This is a genomic window from Bdellovibrionales bacterium (assembly GCA_019750295.1).
In the GTDB taxonomy this organism is placed as follows: Bacteria; Bdellovibrionota; Bdellovibrionia; order Bdellovibrionales; family JAGQZY01; genus JAIEOS01.
The window spans coordinates 1-22,550 of record JAIEOS010000082.1; the positions used below are offsets into that span (position 1 = coordinate 1).

Below are 22,550 nucleotides of genomic sequence, written 5' to 3' on the forward strand. Positions count from 1 at the left end.
AAAAGTAAAAATTTCGCTCAGCCTCTGCTGTCGGTAATTCTAGAGATTTATTAGAATTTTATCCGCGGATGCGGGTCTTCTATTAACTCTTCAAACGTCATCCCCTGACCCGATGAAGTAGAATGAATAAATGTCTCCAAATCCGCGATCTTCTGATTTTTAAGGGAATGAGGATCATTCCCTTGTTGCCACAAAAGCGCCTCTTCAAGAGTTCCAAATACCTTTTTCTTCCTTTTCCTTTTTCCGTTTTCACAGATTTCAACTCGGCGAGTATCATATTTATTGCCTGACGGCGGATCGACATATTTCTTGCCGTCCCACACATACAGTCTCAAAATATTTTTACGTCCAGCTACAGGAACATAAACACGGTCTTTCCCTTGGTAATTTTTCACATCAAAATCCATCATGGCATCCTCCTACGTTGGAGCCATGACTGGATGTCGCTAATACGAAATCGTACCAATTTGCCTAATTTCACATGAGGCAATCCCTCAATACGCATGAGCTTGTTTACAAAGCTCACCGAAATATCCAGTTTTTCGCTTAACTGTTCTTTAGATACTAAGCACTCTTCAAAATGCCATTCCAAAAACCAGCGGCTCGAAAATAACTGAACCAGATATTTTAGAGGGACTCCTGTCTGATGTGAAATCCTGTCCAATTCTATTTTGTTATCAAAGAACTTTTCCGCTTGTAGAGCGGCCGAATCCATATACATACCTAATTTCCCTTTCAACGGCAACTAAACAACGATGCCCAAACCTGAATTTACTTAAGAAAAACTATGCGTTACAGAGGTGTCGAATTTTAAATTTGAATCCAAAATGGAAGACCATTCGGATCATTGTAATAGGCAATATCAAACTTGTTTGCCCAATATAGCCTTTAACAGCCTCCCCAACCATACCAACGCTGAAAAAGCCGCCGCCTCGTTTTCGTCACACTCATCCGCTTCTTCCTCAAAGCGCTCTACGGCTTCTTCGAGTTTTCCAACATTCGTGTAAACTTCCAAATGCTCTAATTCATCTCTAGTCACATGAACCACCATAACCCCCAATCAATTTGTTGTTACTTTCCATCACGCTATTGATCCCGTAGATCAATGTGCTTTCGCTTTTTTGCAATGTTTGGTTTTGCGCGACAGCTTCTTGCTGATCGTTTGACTTTCGACTTTTGAGCAAACTATCTAACACTGAATTTTGCCGCTGTAACACCCCCAAAACCTGGCCTTTCAACTTACAGTTAGTAGCACAGCCACCTACGACCACGAGCATGATTAAAAACATTCCCCATCTAATTAACATTCACATCCTCCTTTCTTTCCTTTTTGGATGATTTTTTTCCAACTTCATCGAGTTTTGTTAGTTGCTGCTCTATCCAATCGTGATATTCCAAATTGGTGCCGGACTGTTGATAGCGTAGTTTCAACTTGTCCTCCGGCTGCTCACGCAGCTTTATTAAATCCGGCACCGCTTTTGCTCCGTATGTTTTCAGAAGATGATCGAATATATCTTTAAATGTCACCTTCCCTTTGAACTGTTCTCCTGAGTTGACTTTATCCAGTACACTTTCCGCAAGAACTCTGGAAGATGGACCAAGTTTGACAACTAAATCTTTCTCTTTTGTTTGATCACTTTGTTCTTTACTCATTTTCTTCTCCTTATATTTCAAGTGGTTTAATTAAAATCTCTCTTAGCAATTCATCAATCGAACCATAACCAATCCCCAGTTCTTTCATAAGGCGATCTTGCTCTATCTGTTTCCTTGCGGAGTTTTCAGTATTTCCCCAGTCCAATCTCAATGGACCTTTATGGACATAAACATTGGAGCGACCTCTGAAGGTTTCTTTGTGTTCCTGCAAAAAGTCGCTCAACGGTTTTAAAGGAACTACCAAATTAAAAGGGAGGGTGTCTCTCTCAATATTTCTCAATATATTTGGAGACGACAAAAGATTGATCGGATCAATAATGAGAACACTTTTTTTCTGGCTTGATAAACTCGTATAAAAAAGCTGATTGATTCCTCGATGTTTTCGACAAATCCAATTGTCAGCCAATTTATGAAAAGTGAGACTGACATTCTTAAAATTTCTCACATAAAGTTTTAATCTTCCGTTTGGATAAAATTTTACTTTTGACTTCTTAAGCAGAGAGCTGACGGCTGCGGAGGAAAAACCTAGATTTTGAGCCAATTTCATTTGCTCAAAAGACTCGTTTCCTTGAACGGATTTCTTAAGATAAAACGCCTGGAAAGACGGTTTATTCAGAGAAATTTGTTCCGCTAGTTTTTCAATACGCCCAGAATTATCGAACTCTTTGAGTACGGTTAAAAAATCTTCCTCTTTCAAATAACTCAAAAACTCCAGTTGAGTACCGTTTGTCCCTCTCTGCGTATGAAACCATCCATGTTCCAATATATTAATGTACGGACGCCCAACGATTGAATGGGTGCCATCGTCATTTCTGGATAAATCAATCTTGCGATCTCGACAAAGTTGCACGAGATCAAGCTCATTGATTTTTTTAAACACATCCATTGGAAGCACAGAATCTTTAATTCTGTATTCGGGAATTATGTATTTTTCGATCCCACGATGAAACTTCCAGCTATCGGAAAAATTAACGTCAGCTATGGGCTTAGTTTTAAAACCAAGCTCGTAAAACTTCCCATAATTATCTCGGAATTGTTCTACCAAGCCTTCCTTGGTGTAGTTGCGTCCAAGTCCTTTTGTACCACCGCGCTTCTGCCTGTGACCTGGGTAGTGGTATTGGACGTTCTTTTGCTCGACTCTGACCTCGATGCCAAACTGATTTAATATGCCAGCATACTCATCAAAACTTGTAGATAATCGTCGTGCAAAATCGCATTTTTCCTTAAGATCAATGACCCACGAAAAACCACCACGTTTCTTAATCGCGCGAATGTCATCAGTGTGACGATCCCATTTTAATATGGACTGGCTATCAATGACGGATAAACCTCGCTCTACACTTAGCCTGTCGCTGGCATCCCGCAGATCATATAAAACCCGAAACTTATTCAGTATCTTCTTACCAGTCTCACCATGTACCGGATTGACTACGATATGATTGTGTATGCGGTCAGTGTCCGTGTGCATGACCACCACAAACTCATGCCCAGGAAATTGGGATTTAATAAGATTAGCCCCAATTTCCGCGTAACTGTCGGATGAAAGCAATTTACTATCTTCTTCGCTAAAAGATTGAACAATATGTATGCAATCATTATTCTCTTTCCCAAAGCGAGCTTTCGTAAATTGCATTTGCTCAATAACATCACCTTCCATGCAATCGTAATAGATGACCGGATCTGATGGTTCTCGACCCCGAAAGATGTAATCCACCAAGCCAAAAACATCTTTATTCCGAATAACTTTAACGTAAGCCATTCGCAAGCCTCATAAACATCAAAATCTGGTGCATTTCTTCCTGAACGGCGACAAAGTTTTTATCTAAAACGATGTCGCCCATATTCGCTTTATGGGCGAGTTGGTTGATATTGTTACCGATACGCTTTAACTCCGATATGAGCTTATCGAATTGAGGAATAGACATTAAAATCGTTCGTGACGGTTTACTAAAGCATAACTCACGCACCAGTTCTGCCTTACTTTTTCCAATATCTCTCGATTCCTTTTCAAGACGTTCATTTTCATTGGCGCTCAACCTCATGTGTAATCGAAACGGCCTTGTCCGTTTATATTTTTCATCACTCAAAATAACCTCCCAAAACCACTAAATATATTTTCCAGAAAGATTCGATAATTTTCCTATAGAAAATTGGCGGCAGAAATTTAACAGAGCAAGCATGGAACTGGGTGCCCAGTTCCCCACTTGTTGGTGGTCTGAAGACCCCCAAGCCCCTTTACTAAATGCAAAAAAATCACAGACCTTTCCCAATCAAAACGGCGGTGGACGTGGTTTGCATTGCCTGTTGAACTGCCACAGGTGCGTGATCTTCACGGCTCGACATCAACCATTGACCGCCAAAAAAGCCGACCATGCTGGTAATCCCAGGACAGGCGACAGCAGCCGCCCAATAGATAACTTGCGAAGCGTAATACACCTGATCGTTAATCTGCGTGGCCGCTAAGAGCGAGAATGCATCGTTCTCTGCACCGAGTTTTTCTAACAGCTCAGGGGCACTAAAAAGTGAGCCAACTAAGTTGTAAAGTGCCGCCCAAATTGCGGGCCACAAACACACTGTTATATAGACCATCCACACCCAAAGCGTGATTCGCCAGCGCATGAACACCCAAAAGAACGGAAAAAGAGCGCTGAACACAATCAGCCCACCTTTACACAGACCTTGAATCATCGGCCCCATGCGAAGCTGTTCGTTGAACTCTTTGGCTCTTTCGATAGCGGCGCCGGAACCCGCGAAACCTGACCATCCATCTTTATTTCTGAGTTGTCCCTCAATACTAAAAAACTTCCCTAAATGCTGAAAGAAGCTCCCGTAGAGCCCTGGAATCTTCGCGCCGTCCATTACTCCGTAACTACCTTCGTATTTTTCCTTATAGAAATTCACTAGGGCAGAAGCCATCTTGTAGTTCTGAATCCGACCCATCTCTGGCGGGCCATCATAGAATTTCATTCGATCAAAGAGCTTATCAATCCAACTGCCATTGCAGACCATTTCATTGTAAAGATCGCCGTAAATAATCTTTCTTAATGAATTACAACTCAAACCATCGGCTGTTTTGATTTTCTCCAATTCATCAGAAAATTTGTCAGAAAAATTGATAATTTGACCGAATTTTTGCGCTCCTAGATCACCCTTAATCAAGGAAAGAAGGGGTTGAATACAATCGACGGTGTAAAGCTCCATTTTCCCGCGCAGCTTCTTATCTTCAACCTGGCTCGCAGCACCTAAAAGCATAGCTTTATAATAAAGATTCGGCGCTTCAGAAGACGAGTGGATGCCGCCCATGACAAGATCGACGAGCTTCATGGCAAGCCAGCCAATCTCTTCGCTACTTTTCACCATCAAAGCCGTTGGCAAACTCAAACGAATCTCAGGATCAATCCCGTTCATTTTCTCCGCGATATAACGACTTTCCGAAAAGTCCTCGCGAGTAAAATCTTTGATTGTTACCGCCGTGTCGGGTATTAGAACCGCAATACCAATGAGATAACAAACAACAACTTTTACCACTTGACCAAAAGAAACATAGCCCGATGAAACGAGCGAAGTCCCCGTTTGACGGGCAAAATACTGGATTAACGACATTAAAAGCATGAATCCAAAACAGAAAGCAAGAACGCTTCTCACCAGCATATCACTGGCTAAAAATTCACACAGGCGTGTGTGAAAATAGCCGCCCATATACATGAAGTACGCGCCAATCGCGTTAATCGAGAACATTGGAAACCTCCGCACAGAACACTTTGTCTGAGCAATCCATGTACTCTTGCTGCAACGACTTTCTTGAGAAGTTAGCCTTTTCTACGCCAATCAAGTCTTGGTTCTCCCAATCTTCATACTTTTGCCCCTCTGTCGTGATCTGCGAAACTACGCGTTCAAGCCCTGCGTATTCTTTGGATTTCGCATGAACCCCAAGCTCCAATGAGTCCTTAAGCTGTTCGCCAAGTTGTTTGGCTTCAAGTTTTTGGGCATCAGGAATGTTCGGATTACGACTGGCAAGGAGTAGAATCTCCATGCTTTTCTCCACCTTATCCACTCCGCTTTGTGTGGCGACCGATTTTGAAAGTTTGTGAATAGCCATCTCACGCTCTTGGTGCGGTAGGAAAGAGAGCTTTTGAACTAGATTCCTTGCTACAGGTAACGGCAGACGATCTTCAAAAATCTTTTTGATCTCATCGTCCTTGATATGCCAATTTTCATCATAGTCTTTAAAGAGAGAATTCAGCCCCTTTGCGAGTAAAACTTTTTCTTCCTCGATGATTTCAGAAGGTGAAACGATGCGCTTTCTGGCACCAAAATCCACCTCAACACCACCACGGCCAATCACAGTGTCACCAACGAACGCCTTTGTGAGTTCAATCGTGCGCTCGGCATCATCGCCTTTAAGTCCGGCCCATTTTGCCGTGGATTCTATAAGACGGTTCAGATTAACGTTCTTATCGCCACCTGACCAATCCGCAAGATTGTGCTCATAGTTATTGCCGCCACAGGTTTTAAGCGCCAGTTTGACGTTATTGCCATTTCTTTGGAGTTCTCTTCGCATACACTGACTACGCTCGCGCTCATATACTGCGATCTGCTGATCCTGATACTTTTCGATCATGGAACAAGCATCCAGATCCATTGCCGAAGTTAGACCACTTTCCAAACGTAGATTTTTCGTAATAGAACACATGGCGGGGCTTAAATAACAGAGGGCCAAAAGACCTCCGGCATCGACAATTTGATTGCCGACGCCCTGGAAGAAGTCGCCATTTAAAAACTCTTTGAGATTTGAGCGAAGATTCGCGCCCACATCCATCTGACCGCAATTACTTCCCACGTTCACCGAAGCAGAAAGATCCACCACTTTATAGTCCTGCAAACGGGACTCACGCCCGAAATTCAGATCGTAGAGATCGGGATTACCGATTCGCGTGGTACTTCGGTAATTGAGATCGGCAAATAGAGAGGGCGAGAGCGTTAGTCCCACCATCAATACATATATCCGCAACATAAGCCCCCCCCTTATCGATTAAGACCAAAAGAAAGAATTTTCTTCCCCAGGCTCGGTTTTTCCATTTGCCGCTGACGCTCAGCCACTCGATAGGCTTTTCTTAACTCCAAATCGTATTCCTTGGTTATTTCAAGCATTGATTGACTGAGATACCCACGGAACTCTTTGTCCTTGTAGGCTTCTCCGCGCAGTTTAGTTGCAACCAAATCCAAAACAGTGCCTTCACCCTGAATAACCTTTTCAAAGCCGATGCTGGATAATCCACCAATACGCAAAACCTTTTCATCCAAATATTTGTCATACTGACTTTGAGCAAGATCACGACTTGTTTTTAAAATTTTAAAAATATCCGCATCCGACTTTTCGTATTGTTGAACCATCTCCTTGAACTTATCGCTATTAAACGCATCGACCTCTGAGACAAGATGCCGGATAAATCTGAGTTCTTGTCTTTGTTGATTGGATAATCCACCTGACATCATTCCTCCTTACCCGCAAATTGAAGCAACTTCTTTGTACTCTAGATCAACGATAAGATTTCTCTTCTTATCAATTTCTTCTTGAATCTTCTTACCCCAATAATTTTGACCAAACTCCTGTGGCTCTAAGATGTCTTTGATAGACGAGATTCCACTATATGCAAACGCTCCTCCCGTGTTGTCTCGAACATACTCACCAACGGCGGAATGAAACAGCTTTTCAACAGTGGAGCGAATCACCGTATCAGCTTTTTTTTCAAGAAAATCCGCAACAAAGGATAGGTTTCCTTTTTCAACAATAATTCTCACCGTATTGAGAATACGAATGTCCTGCCTTTGTTCTTTGATATAATCACTCATTTACAACTCCTCTCATTTCTTCCTGATCCACTTCGACCAGATCGAAGATCGCTTTTAATGCGTCTCCATTGTTCTTTTTCAGCATCTTCACGGCGGCACGGCTGGCCTCGGCGTTACTTGGAGTCTGCCAATACTCAAAACGACTAGGACGATTACGACCAATAAATTTTTTCTTTCCATCAATACTGATGTAACAAACTTCACCCCATTGACCTTTTTCGATTCTGAGAGAACCTATGTTTTCGACGTCAGCCAGGGTCAATAGCTTTGTCTCATTTGCGAAGTGCTCAATATTCTTTGGACTCATCGGGAGAATATAAATATGTCCCACCACACCTAAGAGAGCCTTGCACACAGGTACTTCGCAAAAATTCGTTGGACGATTCGTTGCACCCCAAATCCAAAACGCATCCTTTCTGCTGGTTTCCGCTTTACTGACGAAATAATCCGAAATTAGAGGACAAGAACGCCCAAGCTCCGCAATTTCATCAAGAACCGCAAAGACCTGACGGTTTTCGTTTTCAGGACGCATCTTCACCTGGCGCACCTGTTCAAACGCACTTGCCACCGAGAAGCTCAAAAGAATGGAATCTTCTTTAATTCCTTCAAAATCTACGACGTAGAACTTTTTATCGAAAGATTCCTCTTCATCCTCATTCGGTCGAATGTAATTCGCGTACATTCCGTCACCGTAAAAGCTACGGAGCTTGACAAGAAGTGCCTCGACAATCACCTCATACTTTTCAAAACCTTTCTTCGCGGGAAGATAGGAAAGCTCTGAGGCAATATCGTCCATGCTCAGAGTGATCTTTCCACCCAAAGGAGTAGCAATAAGCTCTCCCTCAACGAAGGTCGTCCCCTGACTTTCTAATTTTTTTCCATAAGCCAGGCGAATTGATTGAGCCAGCGCCTCGCGGTGTTCGCTTTCAATCACAAACGATGGAGATGTGAGTCTAATGGCCTCACACATCCAGTTTGAAAGAACACTCACTTTCTTTTCGTCATAAACTCCACGAAATAGATTCACTGAAGGAGCCACGTTAGGATGGCATCGGCTGATTTCTCCATGATAGAGCTTCGCATTCATGGTCTGACTAGTATTGAAATCAAATACGAAAACGACCGGCTCTAGCGGCAAAAGTTTAACCGCGTTCAAAAGGCTGTTGATTAAGAAGCTTTTACCTCCTCCTGTGTCCGATACGAACAGGGCATGCTGCGAGGTTTGAGAAGAGAGCGGCGACATTCCAAAAAATCCACCTTCACGGTTTTCAAAGAGTTGTAAAACGTCTTTATCGCCAGAAAAGGAACCAAACACCGGAAGAAAACAAGCCACTTCTGCCTTATGAAGTGGGATAAATCGTTGCGAACCCCATTCCCCACGACGATCAAAGCAGAGCGGAAGGCTATTGACGAAAATATCAAGTCCACAGTCGCTCTCAATAATCCCATTGCATTTGAACTTATCCACCGCAAGACCTAGTACGAAATTAGCGCGGACTTCGGCCTCTTCCTTGGTTTTACCAAAAACCGTCACACTCCAAGAGAGATGCAGGCAAAAGTCATCGAGTGCTAGTTTTTTCTTCGTTTCCTGAATATCCTCGAACTGACGTTTGGAGCGGAGAGAAAAACTGTTTTTCGTACACCACTCCTTAATACCTAAAGTCTTAACAACAGAAGCCTTCGAGGGTTTAGTGATTCGCATAGACACCACCGAAGGGAAGTCCAGATTTAAGAAACCAATGCCATCACCTTCGCAGTGCTCACCAGGAACCAAAAGGCTAACAGTGCGCGTATGGATTTTTCCCGACAGACCTTCGTTATCGCAAAGTACGTCTTGAAACAGAATTTGCTCCGAAAGCGGAATAACAGGGACCACGGGAGCAGGTACCATCTCTTCGTTTGGCACAACAGTTTTGCGTACGATCTGGCGCAGTTTTTCTCCATCAATTCTCTCCAATTTCAGGCGAGCCGTGGCCTCCATACGAGACAACACCTTTTCAAATTCATCGGCGTGAAAATAGTGCTTGTCAATTTCATACAAAAAATCGTCTTTAATCTTCGTAGGAATAAGACTTGATAGGGAAAACTTCGATGCATCCGGTACAAATTGAATTGAAAAATACACCTCTCGGCGTAGTAGCTCACTTTTACGCGCTCGATCTTTGAGGCTCTCAAGACGTTTTTCATAAAAAAAACGAGCCGTATCGCTTTCAGGAGACCAAGATAAAGTTCCTAACTTTTCGATCTCACTTTCAGTAACCGCCGCTTGAAGCGCAAAAAATTGCAACACACAGTTTCTCGGTAAATCCAAAAGTCTTTCAAAACTTTCTTGGTACTCTTTAATGTCCTCAAAAAGCATAGGAGCATGGTCTAACAAGTTAACCCTATAAATCACGCCCAGGCTCTTGTCTTTGAGAACGAAGAGTCTGTGCTCATCCAAAAATTCAAGATAAGGAAAAAACTCAACAATATTTTTAACAATTTCTTTTTTCATATAATACCTACTTTAAAGTCTTTAAATTCGGGTCACTGATTGGGCTTTTCTTTAACACCACTTGCACAACGCCTTCTTGAAAATAATCTCCGGAAGGCAAAATCCGACGACCGACATAAATTGTTTCCGTTGCTCCAGCACTTCGATTCATGACGGGTTTGAGCTGAACGGGGTTTTGATCCTCATATCCAGCGCGTTTCCAAAGTTCGTTAGTACTCGCCGGAAATGAAGAACAGCCGACAATCAAAAAACTAACGCACAAACTCAGTAATGCTTTCGCCGCGTGACTTCGCATACTCTCTCCTTTGCTCAAAAAATTCGTAAGGGATCACTAGCTCAGAACCCAAGATCAGCCAAGCATCTCGACCTGATGTGATTTTTAAGGTTGGCTTCAATCCATCAAGATATTCCATGAAAAGCTCGCCAGCCTTCGAGCCGGCCTTTTGACCGCTATCTTGAATCACAACATCGGGTCTAACATCGACACCGCGACCGCCCACAGAACGAGAGCCACGTTCAATCGCAGAACCTAAACCTTCAACAAATGCCTGGCCAAATACTCCTAATGATTTTTTTCCGGCGTTTGTTTTTAGTTCCGCAGACATTCCAAAATTGTCGTCCTTGGGATCGTTAAACCATCCTTTAATTTTATCTCGCGTGTAAAGACTTCCATTCGGCCCATAACAAGTGATGGAATCAGGCTCCATCTTCATTTTTCCGGTCGCAAAAACGGTTTCGCTCTTGGCGATAAGCACACAGCCTTTGAGATCGATCTTTTTGTTGTTGGCCATTACAAATGCATAATCGAGTTGGATGAGCACCGGATAAGTTTCACCCATCGGCACTTCGGCTCCTCCGATGATCTTCCCGAAGGCGCGAGAGCCTTTACCGATAACAACGCCAGTGTTCTCATCTTTACCTTGAACCTCGACGGGAAACACAACAGAGTATGGACCTACTTTTTGCGATTTTACTGGTTTTCTTGGGTCTGCTGCCACATTTGGTAAAAGATCAGTTCCATCACTAAGAGATTCAGGCCCAGACTTTAAAGCACTCTCATCAAGAATGACTTTTGGATCTTTCTCCGGCGTTTGTGTCGTTTCCTTTGAAACGGACTCTATGCTAGTTTTTGATTTGTCTTTCCCAATACCATCGAGCTTTAACGATAACTCCGCAAGCCCTTGCTTTAAAGTTTCAACCTCCGAGAGAATTACCTTGTTTTCTTTGCGGATACTTCTTTCCGCATTTTCAATAAGAGCGAGCTTATCGTCAGCAAGGCTCTTATAGGGATTCGTCACCGTGGAACTTTTAGAAATCTTCTTAAAATCTTCGCCTTTAAAAACGTAACGTGCTTCTGACTCTCCACGAGTCATAAAGAAAATAAGAAGCAGAATAATAAGGCCAAAAAACATCCATCTGTTTTTTGGGTCTTTGTTCAGCCACTTTTTGAAAAGAAGCACTATAGCGTTCAGTCTTGTTTTTACATCATTCATAGCTACCTCTTTTTTGCTTTCTCAAAAACAACAAGTTGTGACCCGAGATCGCAAAGACTTGCGTTCCAAATACTTGCGCTCTGATCGCCAAGAATCGTGAGAATTATTGATTCTTTGCCCGACAATGTTTCACTTTCAACGTGCTTGAGTTCAGACTTTGCCAAATCACGACCGGAGAAATAAATGCGATGGGGCTGAATTTTAAAGCTATCCTGCGAAGAATTAGAAATCTTCACCTGAAACACGTTGTAACCCATGCCCGCAATAGAACGTAAAACCCTCGCGCTAAGACCGCGACCTTTACAATTCAGTCTTGAGTCCATTTTTTTTTCTTTCATTCCAAACGGCGTTTTCCCTGAAAGAATCATTTTCATCACATCAAGTTCACTGATGGCTTTTTCATCGTTTGACGAATCTAAGCTGGGTATCTTCTCCGGGCGAAAATCATAGGAAAGTGGGACACCATCATCTATTGAGATGGTAAGATGCACTCGAATGACGGCGCGATCCTGCAAAACAATTTCGACCTGTTGGTTTCCAGCGGTTTTGCGCGGGTAAATCTTTAGTTCTCGAAAATCAGCCTGTCCGTTTTGGCCCTTTGCCGCTTCAACACTAAAAAGTGTGACGTTATCAAAACGGTAAACAGGCTTTGGAAAACGTAAATATGTTGGCCTTAAACCCAATTTCGGATTCAAGGGATCAATCATTTCCCACTTGATAGGCACCTTTGCCGTACCACTTCCAAAAAACACATCTTTGGCAAATGCTAAAGAAGGGAAGATAAGCGCAAAAAATATGCAAAACTTAATCACTCAAAACCTCCCGCAACTTTTCGTTTCACCTGTGCAATGTCTTTGATTGGACCTTGCTCGATATTGAAAAGCTCGAGCTGCCAAAAGTTGTCCTCTTTTTTCACAACAACAGCACCTTCGAGAAGAAGGTATTCTTCACGAATTTTTCCAACTTCGTCGCCATACATAGGCTTAACGCGTATTTTGATAAGAGCACTTATGACTTTGCCTTTAGACGATACGTCCACATCCTTCATATCGAAGCTAATGGTTTGGCTCATTTCTTTGCTTTTAATTACCGATCTGAGTTGAGACGAGTCAGCCCAAAACTTCACCTTTAAATCGTCCGTCATCACGTCGCGCATCAGCTCATAGTTAAAATCGACATTTGCGTAATCAATGTTTCCTAAAAGACTGACGTAGGATGAAATTTTCCAGTACAGTGCAGCCGGAGAAATTTTCCCCGGCTGCACCTCGGTCACTTGCTCAACTCGACTCGGAATCAAAGCCACCACGCGCTCATCAAGTCGCGCCGAAAAACTTAAAACCAAATAGGACAACATAATAAGAAGTCCAAGAAGGCCCAAAATCGCACCATCTTTCGTGACATCAATACGTTTCTTTGCAACTTCGACAGCAATATAGTTTGGAATCTTCTTTAGCCTTGCTTCCGTCAAATCCTTCAACTTGATTTTGGTTTCTCGTTTTTGCGCTCCTTTCTGAATAAAATCGACAATCTTATACTTAAGATTCTTCAATTCAGTGAGAGCGTGTTGATTAAATGCCGATAAGTTCATAAAATCTCCTTTTTAACGAGCGAGCGAGTACGACTTTTCAAGACTCTGCGGCGTGATCTTAATGCCGAGCTGACGATTCAGCGTAGGTCCGTCAATGACAGAGACGTGTTGATCGTCGAGATTTATCTTGAGTCCTTTGTAGCGAGAGTCGTAATTGATCGGACCTTTGGGGCCGACAAACACTTTACCGTCGCGCTCACCCAAGACCTTCAAGCGCACCTTTGAATCAACAGGCTCATTGCCTTCAAACGTCGGTGTTGTCATAATGGACTTTTCCACCTCAGACGCTTGTTCCACATTGAGTTTCAAGTGCTTACTCATAAAGCCGCTTTTCAAAAGAAGCGTGTGCTTCTCATCGAGATGCACGAAGATGTTGCCACGGTCGTTACTGAATCCGATGTCCTTAAGCGCCACGAACTTTTTTCCCTTCAGTTCACCAAGAATTTGAATCGAAACATCGACAAACTTGGCCTCTTCTTTTTCTTTTCCCAATTTGACGACGTTCGTTTTATCTTTACCCATGTCTTTTATTTCCTTAGTTACTATTTCTTTCTTCTTATCCATTACTTTTACCTCTCTTATAGATTTGCAATTTTCTTCCAATCACCCAGTACACGAAACCCCAACGCTTCGAGGTGGTGCCTCTCGTCGACACGAACCATCTCCCACGAGTGGAGTTGCCGTTCACAAAGCTCTCGATCTTCACCGCCAAGTTTTAAAATTTTCTCCTGATACGCTATCGCAGGGAAATACTGCGTTTTTGAATGTTCGAGCTCGTCAATGATTTCCAAAACCCCAGTGGAAACCAAAATCTCCCCGCAATCACGACAACGAAAGCCGGGAATATCCCTGATAAGGTCGCTTACTTTTTTATTTATGAGCAGATCAAAGAAAATAAACTCAAGCTCTCTTCCATTACACATTTCACACACATCCAAAAACCGATTTAACCCCATCATGTTTTCACCTCCTTTAAACACTCAATTTTGCTTTCCCATTCACGCCCAAAAAGTTTGGAATCTTCACAGGCGTGTAACGACTGATTTTGTGAATAAAAAATCCTTTGGGGATTTTTTCTCGAAACGGCGGCCACACGAATACAAGCAATAACAAAATCAAAAGTAAAAGCATGGGACGCGTGTCGATGATTCCGAAATAGAGGAAGCAAAACATTCCAAATAGAGCTTCTTTTAGCTCCAAAAAATCAAAGACCATTGTCGGTTCACTAAGCACCTTATTGGTTTGCTTTCCATGCTCACGCTTGATTCTCTTGTAGTCATACATGACGACATTCCTTCCTCTCGAAGATCACTTGGGCGCCAAGAACTGAATCTCCACCTTTCTTGCGAACTTCACTTACGATTTTCGGAACAAGAAGAATCAGAATGACTGCCGCAAATCCGAGGATGAACAACACAAAGTGCGAGCGGATAAGCCCTATACAGCCGATGATTCCAAAAATGCCAGCAGCGAATGGCGCGAGCCATGCAAACGTAATCGTGTCTGCGGTCTTAAAAAGGCTTCCCACAGTTTCCAAATCGCCTGATAAATCCTCGCCGCTGATATTCATGGCCGATGCCGTTGAAGACATCCAAAATACAATGACAAACAAAATTGCCACCAAAATGACGTCTAAATGCGGATCGTTCTTAAATTTTTCTAAAAAAGACACAAAGCAACCCCTTTCCTCAAGAACCTTGAGAATTGTTTTAAAATTTCTTGTTTTTTACGTTCTCTTTACTCGCTGAATCATACTTAAGATTTCTTCAGCACTCTTTTTCCCAATCACCTTAAACGCTTGTTTTGTGCGATCCTCAAAAATCATCAACATTGGGACGGCAGATATTTTTAAAACTGACATCTCCTTTGCCGATGCGACGGACCACGGAATCCTTAACCCCTCGATAAGATTTGCTCCAGAATCGAGCCTCACAGCTTCGATATAAACCCCATTGTCTGCGAGCTGATTAACGACTTGATACATCCCTTTGCAGGACGGACATTTTGAATCGAAGTAAAATACCATTTGATATTCTTTCAACTTTTCATAAACCCCCTCTGACGACGCTTTCATCGGCTCAAGTGATGGGACTGATAAGCCCTTCAGTCCAAGCACCGCCACTCGTTTTTCGTTATATCGCTTTAAAAGCTGATTCTTTTTCTCTTTCCATTTCTCAAAAAGAAGGATGTTCTTCGCCGTAGGCCGTCTTACGACTTCCAAGAATGGAGCCGGAGGAATGTAGTCACCTTCACGGAAAAACTCGTCTTTATTTTCATCAAGGTGGTTGTTCCACTCAAAACTTTTAGACTCTGCGGCCTTTGGCGCTTCTTTGGTTATAGACTGTATTTCTTTTTTCTCTGTATTGACTTCATCAAAGTATTGGATGGGACGATCAAAAAACTGTCCATAAGCTGGATTTCTCAAAAGAATAGTGACCAATAAAAATATTTTCATACACCCACCACATCGTAAGGGGAGATCACACCCGCACACGCATATTCTTTCACGCAGTCCTTTAGCGACCGATACCCAGGTGTGATTCTCCCCATGATTTTTGATTTGATAATTTCCCCATTGATCGTCTCAGTGATAATCTGGCGTCCAATAACTCCCTTAAAGCAATCTGGATTCTCACAACCTTGCGAATTTTGCTCGAAAAGCTCCACTCCTAGATGGACAAGCCCCGAAAACTCTTCTCGCACTTCGGGATCATTCAACTCTGCGACAGGCTGTTTGCAAAATGGGCAGAGCTTTTTTCTCAAAGTCAGGGCTGACACCACCTCCAAATTTTCTGCGAGAACGTCGTGAGCTATTCCCATTCCAGTAAGCCGCGTGATGGCGCCCAATGCGCTATTGGTGTGAAGAGTGCTAAACACCAAATGCCCCGTAGATGCAGCTCGCATCGCTAAGTGAGCAGTTTCCTCATCACGAATTTCTCCGACCATAATTATATCGGGATCAAGCCGAAGGCTTGATCGTAAGGCTTCGCCGAACGTGATACTGTGCTTGTTCACATCGATTTGTGAAATGCCTTCGCCTTCATATTCAACCGGATCTTCAATGGATATGATCTTTTTTCGAGTCCGATCCATTGACATTAAAACAGAAAACAGCGTGAGTGATTTTCCGCTTCCGGTCTGACCGCAGAGAAGGATGAGTCCATTTTTCTTATTCATAGATCGCAAAAGTGGTTCAGTGAACACTCGGTCAGCGCCAAGATTTTCAATATTGGCATTTTTGATCTTTGATGAATCAATAATTCTGCAAACAATAGTTTCGCCCAAAGTCTCAGGAGCGTATTCAGAACGTACTTTAATCTTGAATTTTTCAAAATACTTGGAGCCGCTGCAAGGTCGACCCACGACAGATAAAGGTAATCCCACTTCGCTACGAACCTTTGTCATCACGGGCTGGATATGAGCTTTATCAACGCAGGATACTTCCTCAAGATCGCCATTAATTCTCATGCGAACAATTAGTCCGCGCTCCTCTACATCAAAATGAATGTCGCTTGCATTGTGGTTACGAGCTTTTTCGAGCATCGATATAAAGAACTTGTCAAAGGGACCAATACCGTCACTAAAGCCTGCTTTCTCTCTGTTGACGGGAACAACAATTTGTTCCTTATCAGATCGTGAAACACTCTTTAAAACACGCTCTTGATCCTCAGAGATTAGACGAATTCCAATAAAACGGTTATTAGCCTCAATTTTCGCAATGTATTCATCTTTAAACTCTTTTAAAAAGAGGAAGCTACCGCTACACAAATATCCAAACACGTTTTTATCAAATTCAATCACCTGAACTTTTTGATCTGGTTTCTCAAGGTGCTTAAGAATAGAGTCCTCACACGAAATTTTTAAAAACTTCGCCAAAAACTCATTGAGCTGCGTTTGCGTGAGATGCCCTAAAGTGACAAGAACCCTTCCGATCTTCTGGCGCGAAAGCTCTTGAACCCCCAAGGACTCGTCAAGTTGCTCGCGTGTGATTAAATTGTTTGAAATTAGATATTCACCAAACATTACTCAGCCCCTTGGCACATGGACACAAGTGCTACTTTCGCGGCCTCGGTCATTGCGATTGATTGAATATCTTTGCAACAGCTAACACGTTTCCAAATTGCAAATAAGTAGGTTTGGTGGTCCTTTCCAATAAGGCGTCCCATTTCGTTTGCGCCTTTTATTACCTCAACTTCTCCAAGCGATTTACCCTCGCGGAAACAACTCGATGAGTTGGGATAAACTAGACTCCATTTTTCGTCTGGACTCGACGGCATAGTTTTATAAACCTCGGATGCGATGCTTTTTATTCTCTTCGCAGCGAGAAGCGCGGCACCCATCGAGCTAGAACTCTCCACAAAACCAGTTCTCGGCAGTAATACGCCCCATCCACCGCATATATCTGCACCTGTTGGCGGGAACATTTTAAGACCCGCAAGAGGGAAACCGCAGCTTTGCGAACCCAGACTAAAGCCTGTAAGAACGTCGCCTGTGGCTGCGGCGTTCACCATTCCCTTTTTAAAGCACGCAGGGATAGCGGCCTTCCACGCAAGAAAAGCGGGTTGCATCAGATCGGCAACACCAGTTTTCCAGCTTTCAACGTGCTCTGAAATTGCATCAAAACACATTTTTTCCATTTTGCTCCCGCCGCAAGCCATTCCTTGATAGGCGATATAACTGAGAGGCGCTTGGATCACTCGCGCATGGAAAAAGTAGCTTCCCATTTCTTCGCCCCCAAAACCCGTGATACTTTCCATAGCGGCCCCAAGTTGAAGTGCTGCACCGGGCATCCCCATAAAAAAACTTTTTCTAGGAGCCGTGGTCACTTCAATAAACGATGAGATAAAATAGTAGGAATGCATGGAGCAAGGCCGTATTCCACACATACAGCCCGATGTAGTATGTTGCATACAACTTGTAAAACTCGGTGCCTTCACCGCAGAACATATCGTTGGAAATCCAAAGGACTTTGGAACAAAGAGTAATACCAAACAAACGGCGGCAGCTTTTCGGGTTAGCTCAAGAACTTTCTCATGGGCAATCCGCATACTTCTTAAGTAGAGGGGCTTTAGACCAATTTTTTCCACAAAAAACGAATCCACGCCGTTAAAGAAAAAACCTACGGCTTCGTTGGATCGTAACGTACTCAGAGTTTCTCCAGTTACTTTCGGAACCTTCTGTACATTCTGATTTACCGACTGGCTGACCGTTGGTTTTGAAGTCGTAAGAAGCCCACTAAAGACATTTTTAAGTGGCGTTGAGCCGGATTCGGAATAACTCTTACTCTCCACAACTCTGTCAATCTCACCAGCAAAGTATTTGCAGTATTCCACCGTGCGCTTATCTTTTGAGTGACCAATCACTTGATTTCTAAAATTTTGAACTAAGGTATCAAGCCCCGTATCGTTACCGATGGCCTGAGCAAGAGAACTCAAAGATTGCGTGGCAACAATCGTAACACCCAAAGCCTCACGGCGTTTTGCCGCGTAATCATCGTCGCCTTCAATCTGACCTCCACCGATAGAGACGATGGATTGATATTCATCGTAGATACCAAAACTCAAACGACCTTCTTTCAATCGTTCAGGCTGATTAATCCGATTCAAAACGGATCGTTGATACATGATCTTCATAAGGAGCGCCATCGGCCCAGACAGACCCGGAACATCAATACCAAAAATAAATATTTTCCCTTGATCGACGATATCATCAAAACCCCAAAAGTTTACTTTCTCCTTTGGCGGACAAAATATTTGCTCCACTCGCGCATCACGCAGTAGTGACAAGAATGTAGTAGCACTTTGAACAATACTGTCCCTGAGTTTTGCATCAAGTCTCGAGTATTCATTCTCAAAATATCCTCTTGCAAATTCAAGATTACGCTTTGCTTCCCAGTCAAATTTCTTGGTCGCAAAAAACTCATCAATTTCTAAAGCAAAATCACGCTCAGAACTTTGAATCAAATTTTCATAAAAATCAGTGAGGGTGAAGTAATCACCATATTTACCACCACAGAAAATCACCATATTTCTGATAAGATTTTGGCCTTTTGTACTCCAAAACTTCATCTCTCCACTGGACTTACCAATGAAGTTCTCATTAGCAGCCTGAATCATCGAAGCCACGCGAGAATAACCACTTTCTGTTAAAACGCCTTTTTGGTAAATCACGTTTGTGCGAAAATTCATATCATCGGTGAAATGGATCACTTCATCTTGCAAACCCAATTCCTGCGTGAGTCTTAAAACATCTCTTGCAAAAGAATTCTTTGGATCAAGGACTACAAGTGACGGACGAGGATCAAATTTTTCAAGAATCTGCTTTGTCCACGGAAGGAGACACGCACTTGATTTACCGCTTCCAGTTGAAGCCGTGGTCAAGATGCCCGTTGCCAGTGATTTTGGACCTAGAGCAATCCAACTTTCATTATTGTCCTCTATCTTAGTTCCGATAATGAGTTTATTGCGATCCTCGGGCACTTCATCAATACTTCCAAATCGCAGAAAGTCCAATTTATCAACGAACCAATAGGCAAAGATGACCGTAAGAGCCGCTGATAACCCTTGAGCAACAGCGATAGCACCTTTTATGATCTTCACATGAGATTGCGGAATGATCGAAGGAAACGGTTCAAGCAGTGCGAAAAGCGAAAAATAGTTTGCAGAATACCAGCCCAATGAAAAACCGCAGACAACAAGAAAAAAATAGGCTGCACTCCATTTCTTTTGTTTTTTTGCACTAAATTGGGAAATCTTCTGACCAAACTCATTGAGCCCAATAATTCCAATGAACCATAAGAGAGACACAACATAAATCATAGCCACTTTAGTAAAGACGAATCCAAAGACACCACCTTTAGCCATCAGATAACCACTAATCGCAGCAAAAGATTCTTCAAGACCAGCGTTAAGGCTAAAAAACCACAACACCAATAAAACGCAAAAGAATATTGGAATGGACGCAATGATGTTTAATTCCTTTTTATTTTCCATAAGCTGCGCCAATTCCTTTTTTTCCAAACGAATACAACCCAATAATTTCCTTGATGCGATCTCGTAGAAGCATTTCCGCCTCAGTCATTGGACCTTTCCGGCCTTCGTCAGACAATCGAATCATTCTCAAAACAACTTCTCTTATGCGTTCCATCTCATGCCCCCAAATTTCAAACAGCCGAACTGCCGCTTTGACTTAAAACGTCCAAATCCAATATTCCTCTATCGCAAAGGCATTCAAACTCCATGATTGCATTCTGCAGTTTCTTATTGATAACCAGAATATCCACAGGAAGATTCCCGTACCAAGACCGTACTGCTTGTCTTATTTCATCAAGAGTCGATGGCCCGTAAGCCACCGATACGATGTCATCAAATTCTTCTGAATAAAAATCGTCGCCTACATACTCATAGTTACTTACTGAATTACCGCGCATAGATCCTCCTTCGCCGCTCTCAAAGGTAATATTGCTAGAAAGGTGCCAAGAGGTTTGGGTAGATCAGCTCCAATAAATACGGTGTACAGAGCAGTTAATAGCAAAAGCGGACCATGGCTGGTCATATTTATCTAAGGATAAACACGAGATTAAATACACTCGCATTTAACCGGTCCGATCTTGGTAGGAAGAATTTTTTCGAATTACATGAGAAGGAAAGAGGCGTCGAAAGCTATACTCAAATCTACGGGAGAAAATGTAGACTGATACAATCTTGGAAGAATTCTTTTGGTAATAAGGGAATTGCGTATGTTTTGCATCTAGCAAAAACATCGGGGTCATCGTGGTGGTCTGTTACTAAAAACGATCGCCAACTGCTTTTAAAAGAGGAAATAGCTTCAATGCCATTGACATAGTGTGGGCCAAAATCAAAGTCGGCGAAAATAATTAAATCAGAATTTTTTAGGTCTTCTCTCTTAATATCCGTATTAAAACTAAGCGGTGAATCGAACTCGGCAATCTCGTTAGGTAGCCCTGTACGCATGAGACTTGCCCTAATTCGCTTTCGTTCATCAATATTGTCGTCGAGTATAATGAAACTGTCCGTCGGTTTAACATCAATCCTGCTCAACGGTATACGTGGAATTTCGAGTCTAAAAACGGTTTCCGATTTGTTTTCTACTAAAAGATTCACTGACCCCTTCCAGGCCTCTAGAGTTCGTTTTACATGATATAGCCCGAAGCCCGATCCCGAAGGTTTACCATGTGTCGCTCCATCTTCGAATATATAACCACTTAAAGCCGTTGGGATTCCCTTACCATTATCGCTGATGAGAATTACCGTCCGCGCCCCGACAAAAAAGAGTTTTACTGTAATTGTGTCGCACTGAGCCTCCGCAGCATTATTTAGAAGATTTGAAATCACAGCGCCAAAATCGCCCTCGTCTATCACACTTATATAATGGCTTGATTCATCTACCTCAATTTTAATATTTATCTTTTTGCCAGCGTTTAACAATTCGTGCATTTTGCTATTTATATGTTTGATTAGGGAGGCGCGAAGATCAACTTGCGCAAGTCTGGAGCAATCGTGTCGCTCTTGAGTTAGACGCGATTGTTTAATTGTAATTTTATCCGCCATATTCGATATTTGATCGAGAGCGTTCTCGAGTAGACTCATATCATCTCTATCTATCTGGAGCGCTAGTTTCTGACGGAGTAATTTCATTGCACGGATAGGTGATTTAACATTATGGGCAAAAGTTCTTTTACTCTCAAGCACAGCATCAATGTAGGCCGCATATTCTCTTGCTGCCCCTAGAGATTGCAAATTTGATTTTATTTGTGCCAGCTCTCTGATTTTTGGAATATCTTCAGATATAAAATTAGACTCTAACGGTAGCAAAATATCCTGGAGAAAATTTTTGCGCAAATTAACAATGATCCAGCCACAAATCAGCACAACAGAGAAAGTTAGAATTAACAACCATAAGTGCGATGCTGAAAGACTAAACCACGGAATGTGAAAATAAACCGTGTATCCAGAAAAGCCAGTTATATCTACTTTAAAAAGGCGGTGGAAAAACGAAACTGGTGGAATCTGCAAACATGTTTTTAGATCATAAGTTGTTGCAACAATTAGATCCTGCCCGTTACAAAGTATTGCAGCGTGAGCTCCAAGGGTATCGACAGCTCTTGCCAGAGTCGATTCCACTAAATCTCGGTTGTTTTGCTGGATACCAATACGAACAGATGTGATAATTAAATCATTTAAACTTTTTTTTAGGTTCACTTGACTGTTTTTAAAGGCATAAAGCACAAAGGAACAGTAGATGAAGCCGACAAATAGGCCTAACACCATAAGTGGGGTTTTAGTTTTTTTAAAAAACCATTCTTTCAGTGTCATATTAAATCGGTGAGAAAGTGATTATCCGATCATCTTCTCTCTGTTTAAAGTTTTTGTGTAACCCCTGCGTAATCCGCGTCTAGAATATCTTTCTCAAATACCCGAGAATAGATCCATGAATACTTCAGCGAGCC

General features: G+C 42.5%; 26 protein-coding genes. All 26 read right to left on the reverse strand.

All coding sequences use genetic code 11. The annotated features are described in order from the left end of the window. Positions 1-50: 50 nt before the first annotated feature. A complete protein-coding gene (locus K2Q26_12520) occupies positions 51-410 on the reverse strand; it encodes a hypothetical protein (GenBank protein MBY0316342.1) in 360 nt (119 codons plus the stop codon). Further along, positions 407-715 (reverse strand): helix-turn-helix domain-containing protein, encoded by a 309-nt coding sequence (locus tag K2Q26_12525; GenBank protein MBY0316343.1) that lies wholly within the window; start codon positions 713-715, stop codon positions 407-409. Before K2Q26_12525 ends, K2Q26_12520 begins: the two co-directional genes overlap by 4 nt. A gap of 147 nt (positions 716-862) precedes the next feature. Beyond that, on the reverse strand, positions 863-1,039 hold the full coding sequence (locus K2Q26_12530) for a hypothetical protein (GenBank protein ID MBY0316344.1): 177 nt from the start codon (positions 1,037-1,039) through the stop codon (positions 863-865). Next, the gene (locus K2Q26_12535) at positions 1,032-1,307 is read right to left on the reverse strand and encodes a hypothetical protein (protein MBY0316345.1); all 276 of its coding nucleotides are present in this window, start codon (positions 1,305-1,307) and stop codon (positions 1,032-1,034) included. Before K2Q26_12535 ends, K2Q26_12530 begins: the two co-directional genes overlap by 8 nt. Continuing rightward, positions 1,297-1,653: a hypothetical protein gene (locus K2Q26_12540; GenBank protein MBY0316346.1), complete on the reverse strand. Its 357-nt coding sequence runs from the start codon at positions 1,651-1,653 to the stop codon at positions 1,297-1,299. Before K2Q26_12540 ends, K2Q26_12535 begins: the two co-directional genes overlap by 11 nt. 10 nt (positions 1,654-1,663) lie before the next feature. Beyond that, a complete protein-coding gene (locus tag K2Q26_12545) occupies positions 1,664-3,412 on the reverse strand; it encodes a relaxase/mobilization nuclease domain-containing protein (GenBank protein MBY0316347.1) in 1,749 nt (582 codons plus the stop codon). Then, entirely contained in the window at positions 3,399-3,740 is a 342-nt protein-coding gene (locus K2Q26_12550; protein ID MBY0316348.1) for a MobC family plasmid mobilization relaxosome protein, read from the reverse strand. The genes K2Q26_12545 and K2Q26_12550 overlap by 14 nt, the downstream gene beginning before the upstream one ends. A 166-nt stretch (positions 3,741-3,906) precedes the next feature. After that, positions 3,907-5,391: a hypothetical protein gene (locus tag K2Q26_12555; protein ID MBY0316349.1), complete on the reverse strand. Its 1,485-nt coding sequence runs from the start codon at positions 5,389-5,391 to the stop codon at positions 3,907-3,909. Continuing rightward, complete coding sequence (locus K2Q26_12560; protein MBY0316350.1) at positions 5,378-6,667, reverse strand: hypothetical protein; 1,290 nt, start codon at positions 6,665-6,667, stop codon at positions 5,378-5,380. The genes K2Q26_12555 and K2Q26_12560 overlap by 14 nt, the downstream gene beginning before the upstream one ends. Before the next feature lie 11 nt (positions 6,668-6,678). Beyond that, positions 6,679-7,149 carry a hypothetical protein gene (locus tag K2Q26_12565; protein MBY0316351.1) on the reverse strand — a complete coding sequence of 157 codons (471 nt, stop codon included), beginning with the start codon at positions 7,147-7,149 and terminating at the stop codon, positions 6,679-6,681. 6 nt (positions 7,150-7,155) lie between these two features. Beyond that, complete coding sequence (locus tag K2Q26_12570) at positions 7,156-7,506, reverse strand: hypothetical protein (GenBank protein ID MBY0316352.1); 351 nt, start codon at positions 7,504-7,506, stop codon at positions 7,156-7,158. Then, positions 7,499-10,000: a TraC family protein gene (locus K2Q26_12575; protein MBY0316353.1), complete on the reverse strand. Its 2,502-nt coding sequence runs from the start codon at positions 9,998-10,000 to the stop codon at positions 7,499-7,501. The genes K2Q26_12570 and K2Q26_12575 overlap by 8 nt, the downstream gene beginning before the upstream one ends. Positions 10,001-10,007: 7 nt before the next feature. Beyond that, positions 10,008-10,295: a hypothetical protein gene (locus K2Q26_12580; GenBank protein MBY0316354.1), complete on the reverse strand. Its 288-nt coding sequence runs from the start codon at positions 10,293-10,295 to the stop codon at positions 10,008-10,010. Further along, positions 10,252-11,493 (reverse strand): hypothetical protein, encoded by a 1,242-nt coding sequence (locus tag K2Q26_12585; GenBank protein MBY0316355.1) that lies wholly within the window; start codon positions 11,491-11,493, stop codon positions 10,252-10,254. Before K2Q26_12585 ends, K2Q26_12580 begins: the two co-directional genes overlap by 44 nt. A gap of 2 nt (positions 11,494-11,495) precedes the next feature. After that, the gene (locus K2Q26_12590; GenBank protein ID MBY0316356.1) at positions 11,496-12,305 is read right to left on the reverse strand and encodes a hypothetical protein; all 810 of its coding nucleotides are present in this window, start codon (positions 12,303-12,305) and stop codon (positions 11,496-11,498) included. Beyond that, positions 12,302-13,081, reverse strand: coding sequence for a hypothetical protein (locus K2Q26_12595; GenBank protein MBY0316357.1), 780 nt, complete (start codon positions 13,079-13,081; stop codon positions 12,302-12,304). Before K2Q26_12595 ends, K2Q26_12590 begins: the two co-directional genes overlap by 4 nt. Positions 13,082-13,093: 12 nt before the next feature. Continuing rightward, positions 13,094-13,645 carry a hypothetical protein gene (locus K2Q26_12600; GenBank protein MBY0316358.1) on the reverse strand — a complete coding sequence of 184 codons (552 nt, stop codon included), beginning with the start codon at positions 13,643-13,645 and terminating at the stop codon, positions 13,094-13,096. Between the two features lie 14 nt (positions 13,646-13,659). Further along, complete coding sequence (locus tag K2Q26_12605; GenBank protein ID MBY0316359.1) at positions 13,660-14,040, reverse strand: hypothetical protein; 381 nt, start codon at positions 14,038-14,040, stop codon at positions 13,660-13,662. Between the two features lie 13 nt (positions 14,041-14,053). After that, positions 14,054-14,365, reverse strand: coding sequence for a hypothetical protein (locus tag K2Q26_12610; protein MBY0316360.1), 312 nt, complete (start codon positions 14,363-14,365; stop codon positions 14,054-14,056). Further along, positions 14,358-14,753, reverse strand: a complete 396-nt coding sequence (locus tag K2Q26_12615; GenBank protein ID MBY0316361.1) for a hypothetical protein — start codon at positions 14,751-14,753, stop codon at positions 14,358-14,360. Before K2Q26_12615 ends, K2Q26_12610 begins: the two co-directional genes overlap by 8 nt. Positions 14,754-14,807: 54 nt before the next feature. Beyond that, on the reverse strand, positions 14,808-15,536 hold the full coding sequence (locus K2Q26_12620; protein ID MBY0316362.1) for a thioredoxin family protein: 729 nt from the start codon (positions 15,534-15,536) through the stop codon (positions 14,808-14,810). After that, the gene (gene tadA, locus K2Q26_12625; protein MBY0316363.1) at positions 15,533-17,104 is read right to left on the reverse strand and encodes a Flp pilus assembly complex ATPase component TadA; all 1,572 of its coding nucleotides are present in this window, start codon (positions 17,102-17,104) and stop codon (positions 15,533-15,535) included. Before tadA ends, K2Q26_12620 begins: the two co-directional genes overlap by 4 nt. Beyond that, positions 17,104-20,073 carry a hypothetical protein gene (locus K2Q26_12630; protein ID MBY0316364.1) on the reverse strand — a complete coding sequence of 990 codons (2,970 nt, stop codon included), beginning with the start codon at positions 20,071-20,073 and terminating at the stop codon, positions 17,104-17,106. The genes tadA and K2Q26_12630 overlap by 1 nt, the downstream gene beginning before the upstream one ends. Continuing rightward, positions 20,063-20,227, reverse strand: a complete 165-nt coding sequence (locus K2Q26_12635; GenBank protein MBY0316365.1) for a hypothetical protein — start codon at positions 20,225-20,227, stop codon at positions 20,063-20,065. The genes K2Q26_12630 and K2Q26_12635 overlap by 11 nt, the downstream gene beginning before the upstream one ends. A gap of 16 nt (positions 20,228-20,243) precedes the next feature. Continuing rightward, positions 20,244-20,510 carry a hypothetical protein gene (locus K2Q26_12640; protein ID MBY0316366.1) on the reverse strand — a complete coding sequence of 89 codons (267 nt, stop codon included), beginning with the start codon at positions 20,508-20,510 and terminating at the stop codon, positions 20,244-20,246. Positions 20,511-20,754: 244 nt separating this feature from the next. Then, the gene (locus K2Q26_12645) at positions 20,755-22,416 is read right to left on the reverse strand and encodes a HAMP domain-containing histidine kinase (protein ID MBY0316367.1); all 1,662 of its coding nucleotides are present in this window, start codon (positions 22,414-22,416) and stop codon (positions 20,755-20,757) included. Positions 22,417-22,550: the final 134 nt, after the last annotated feature.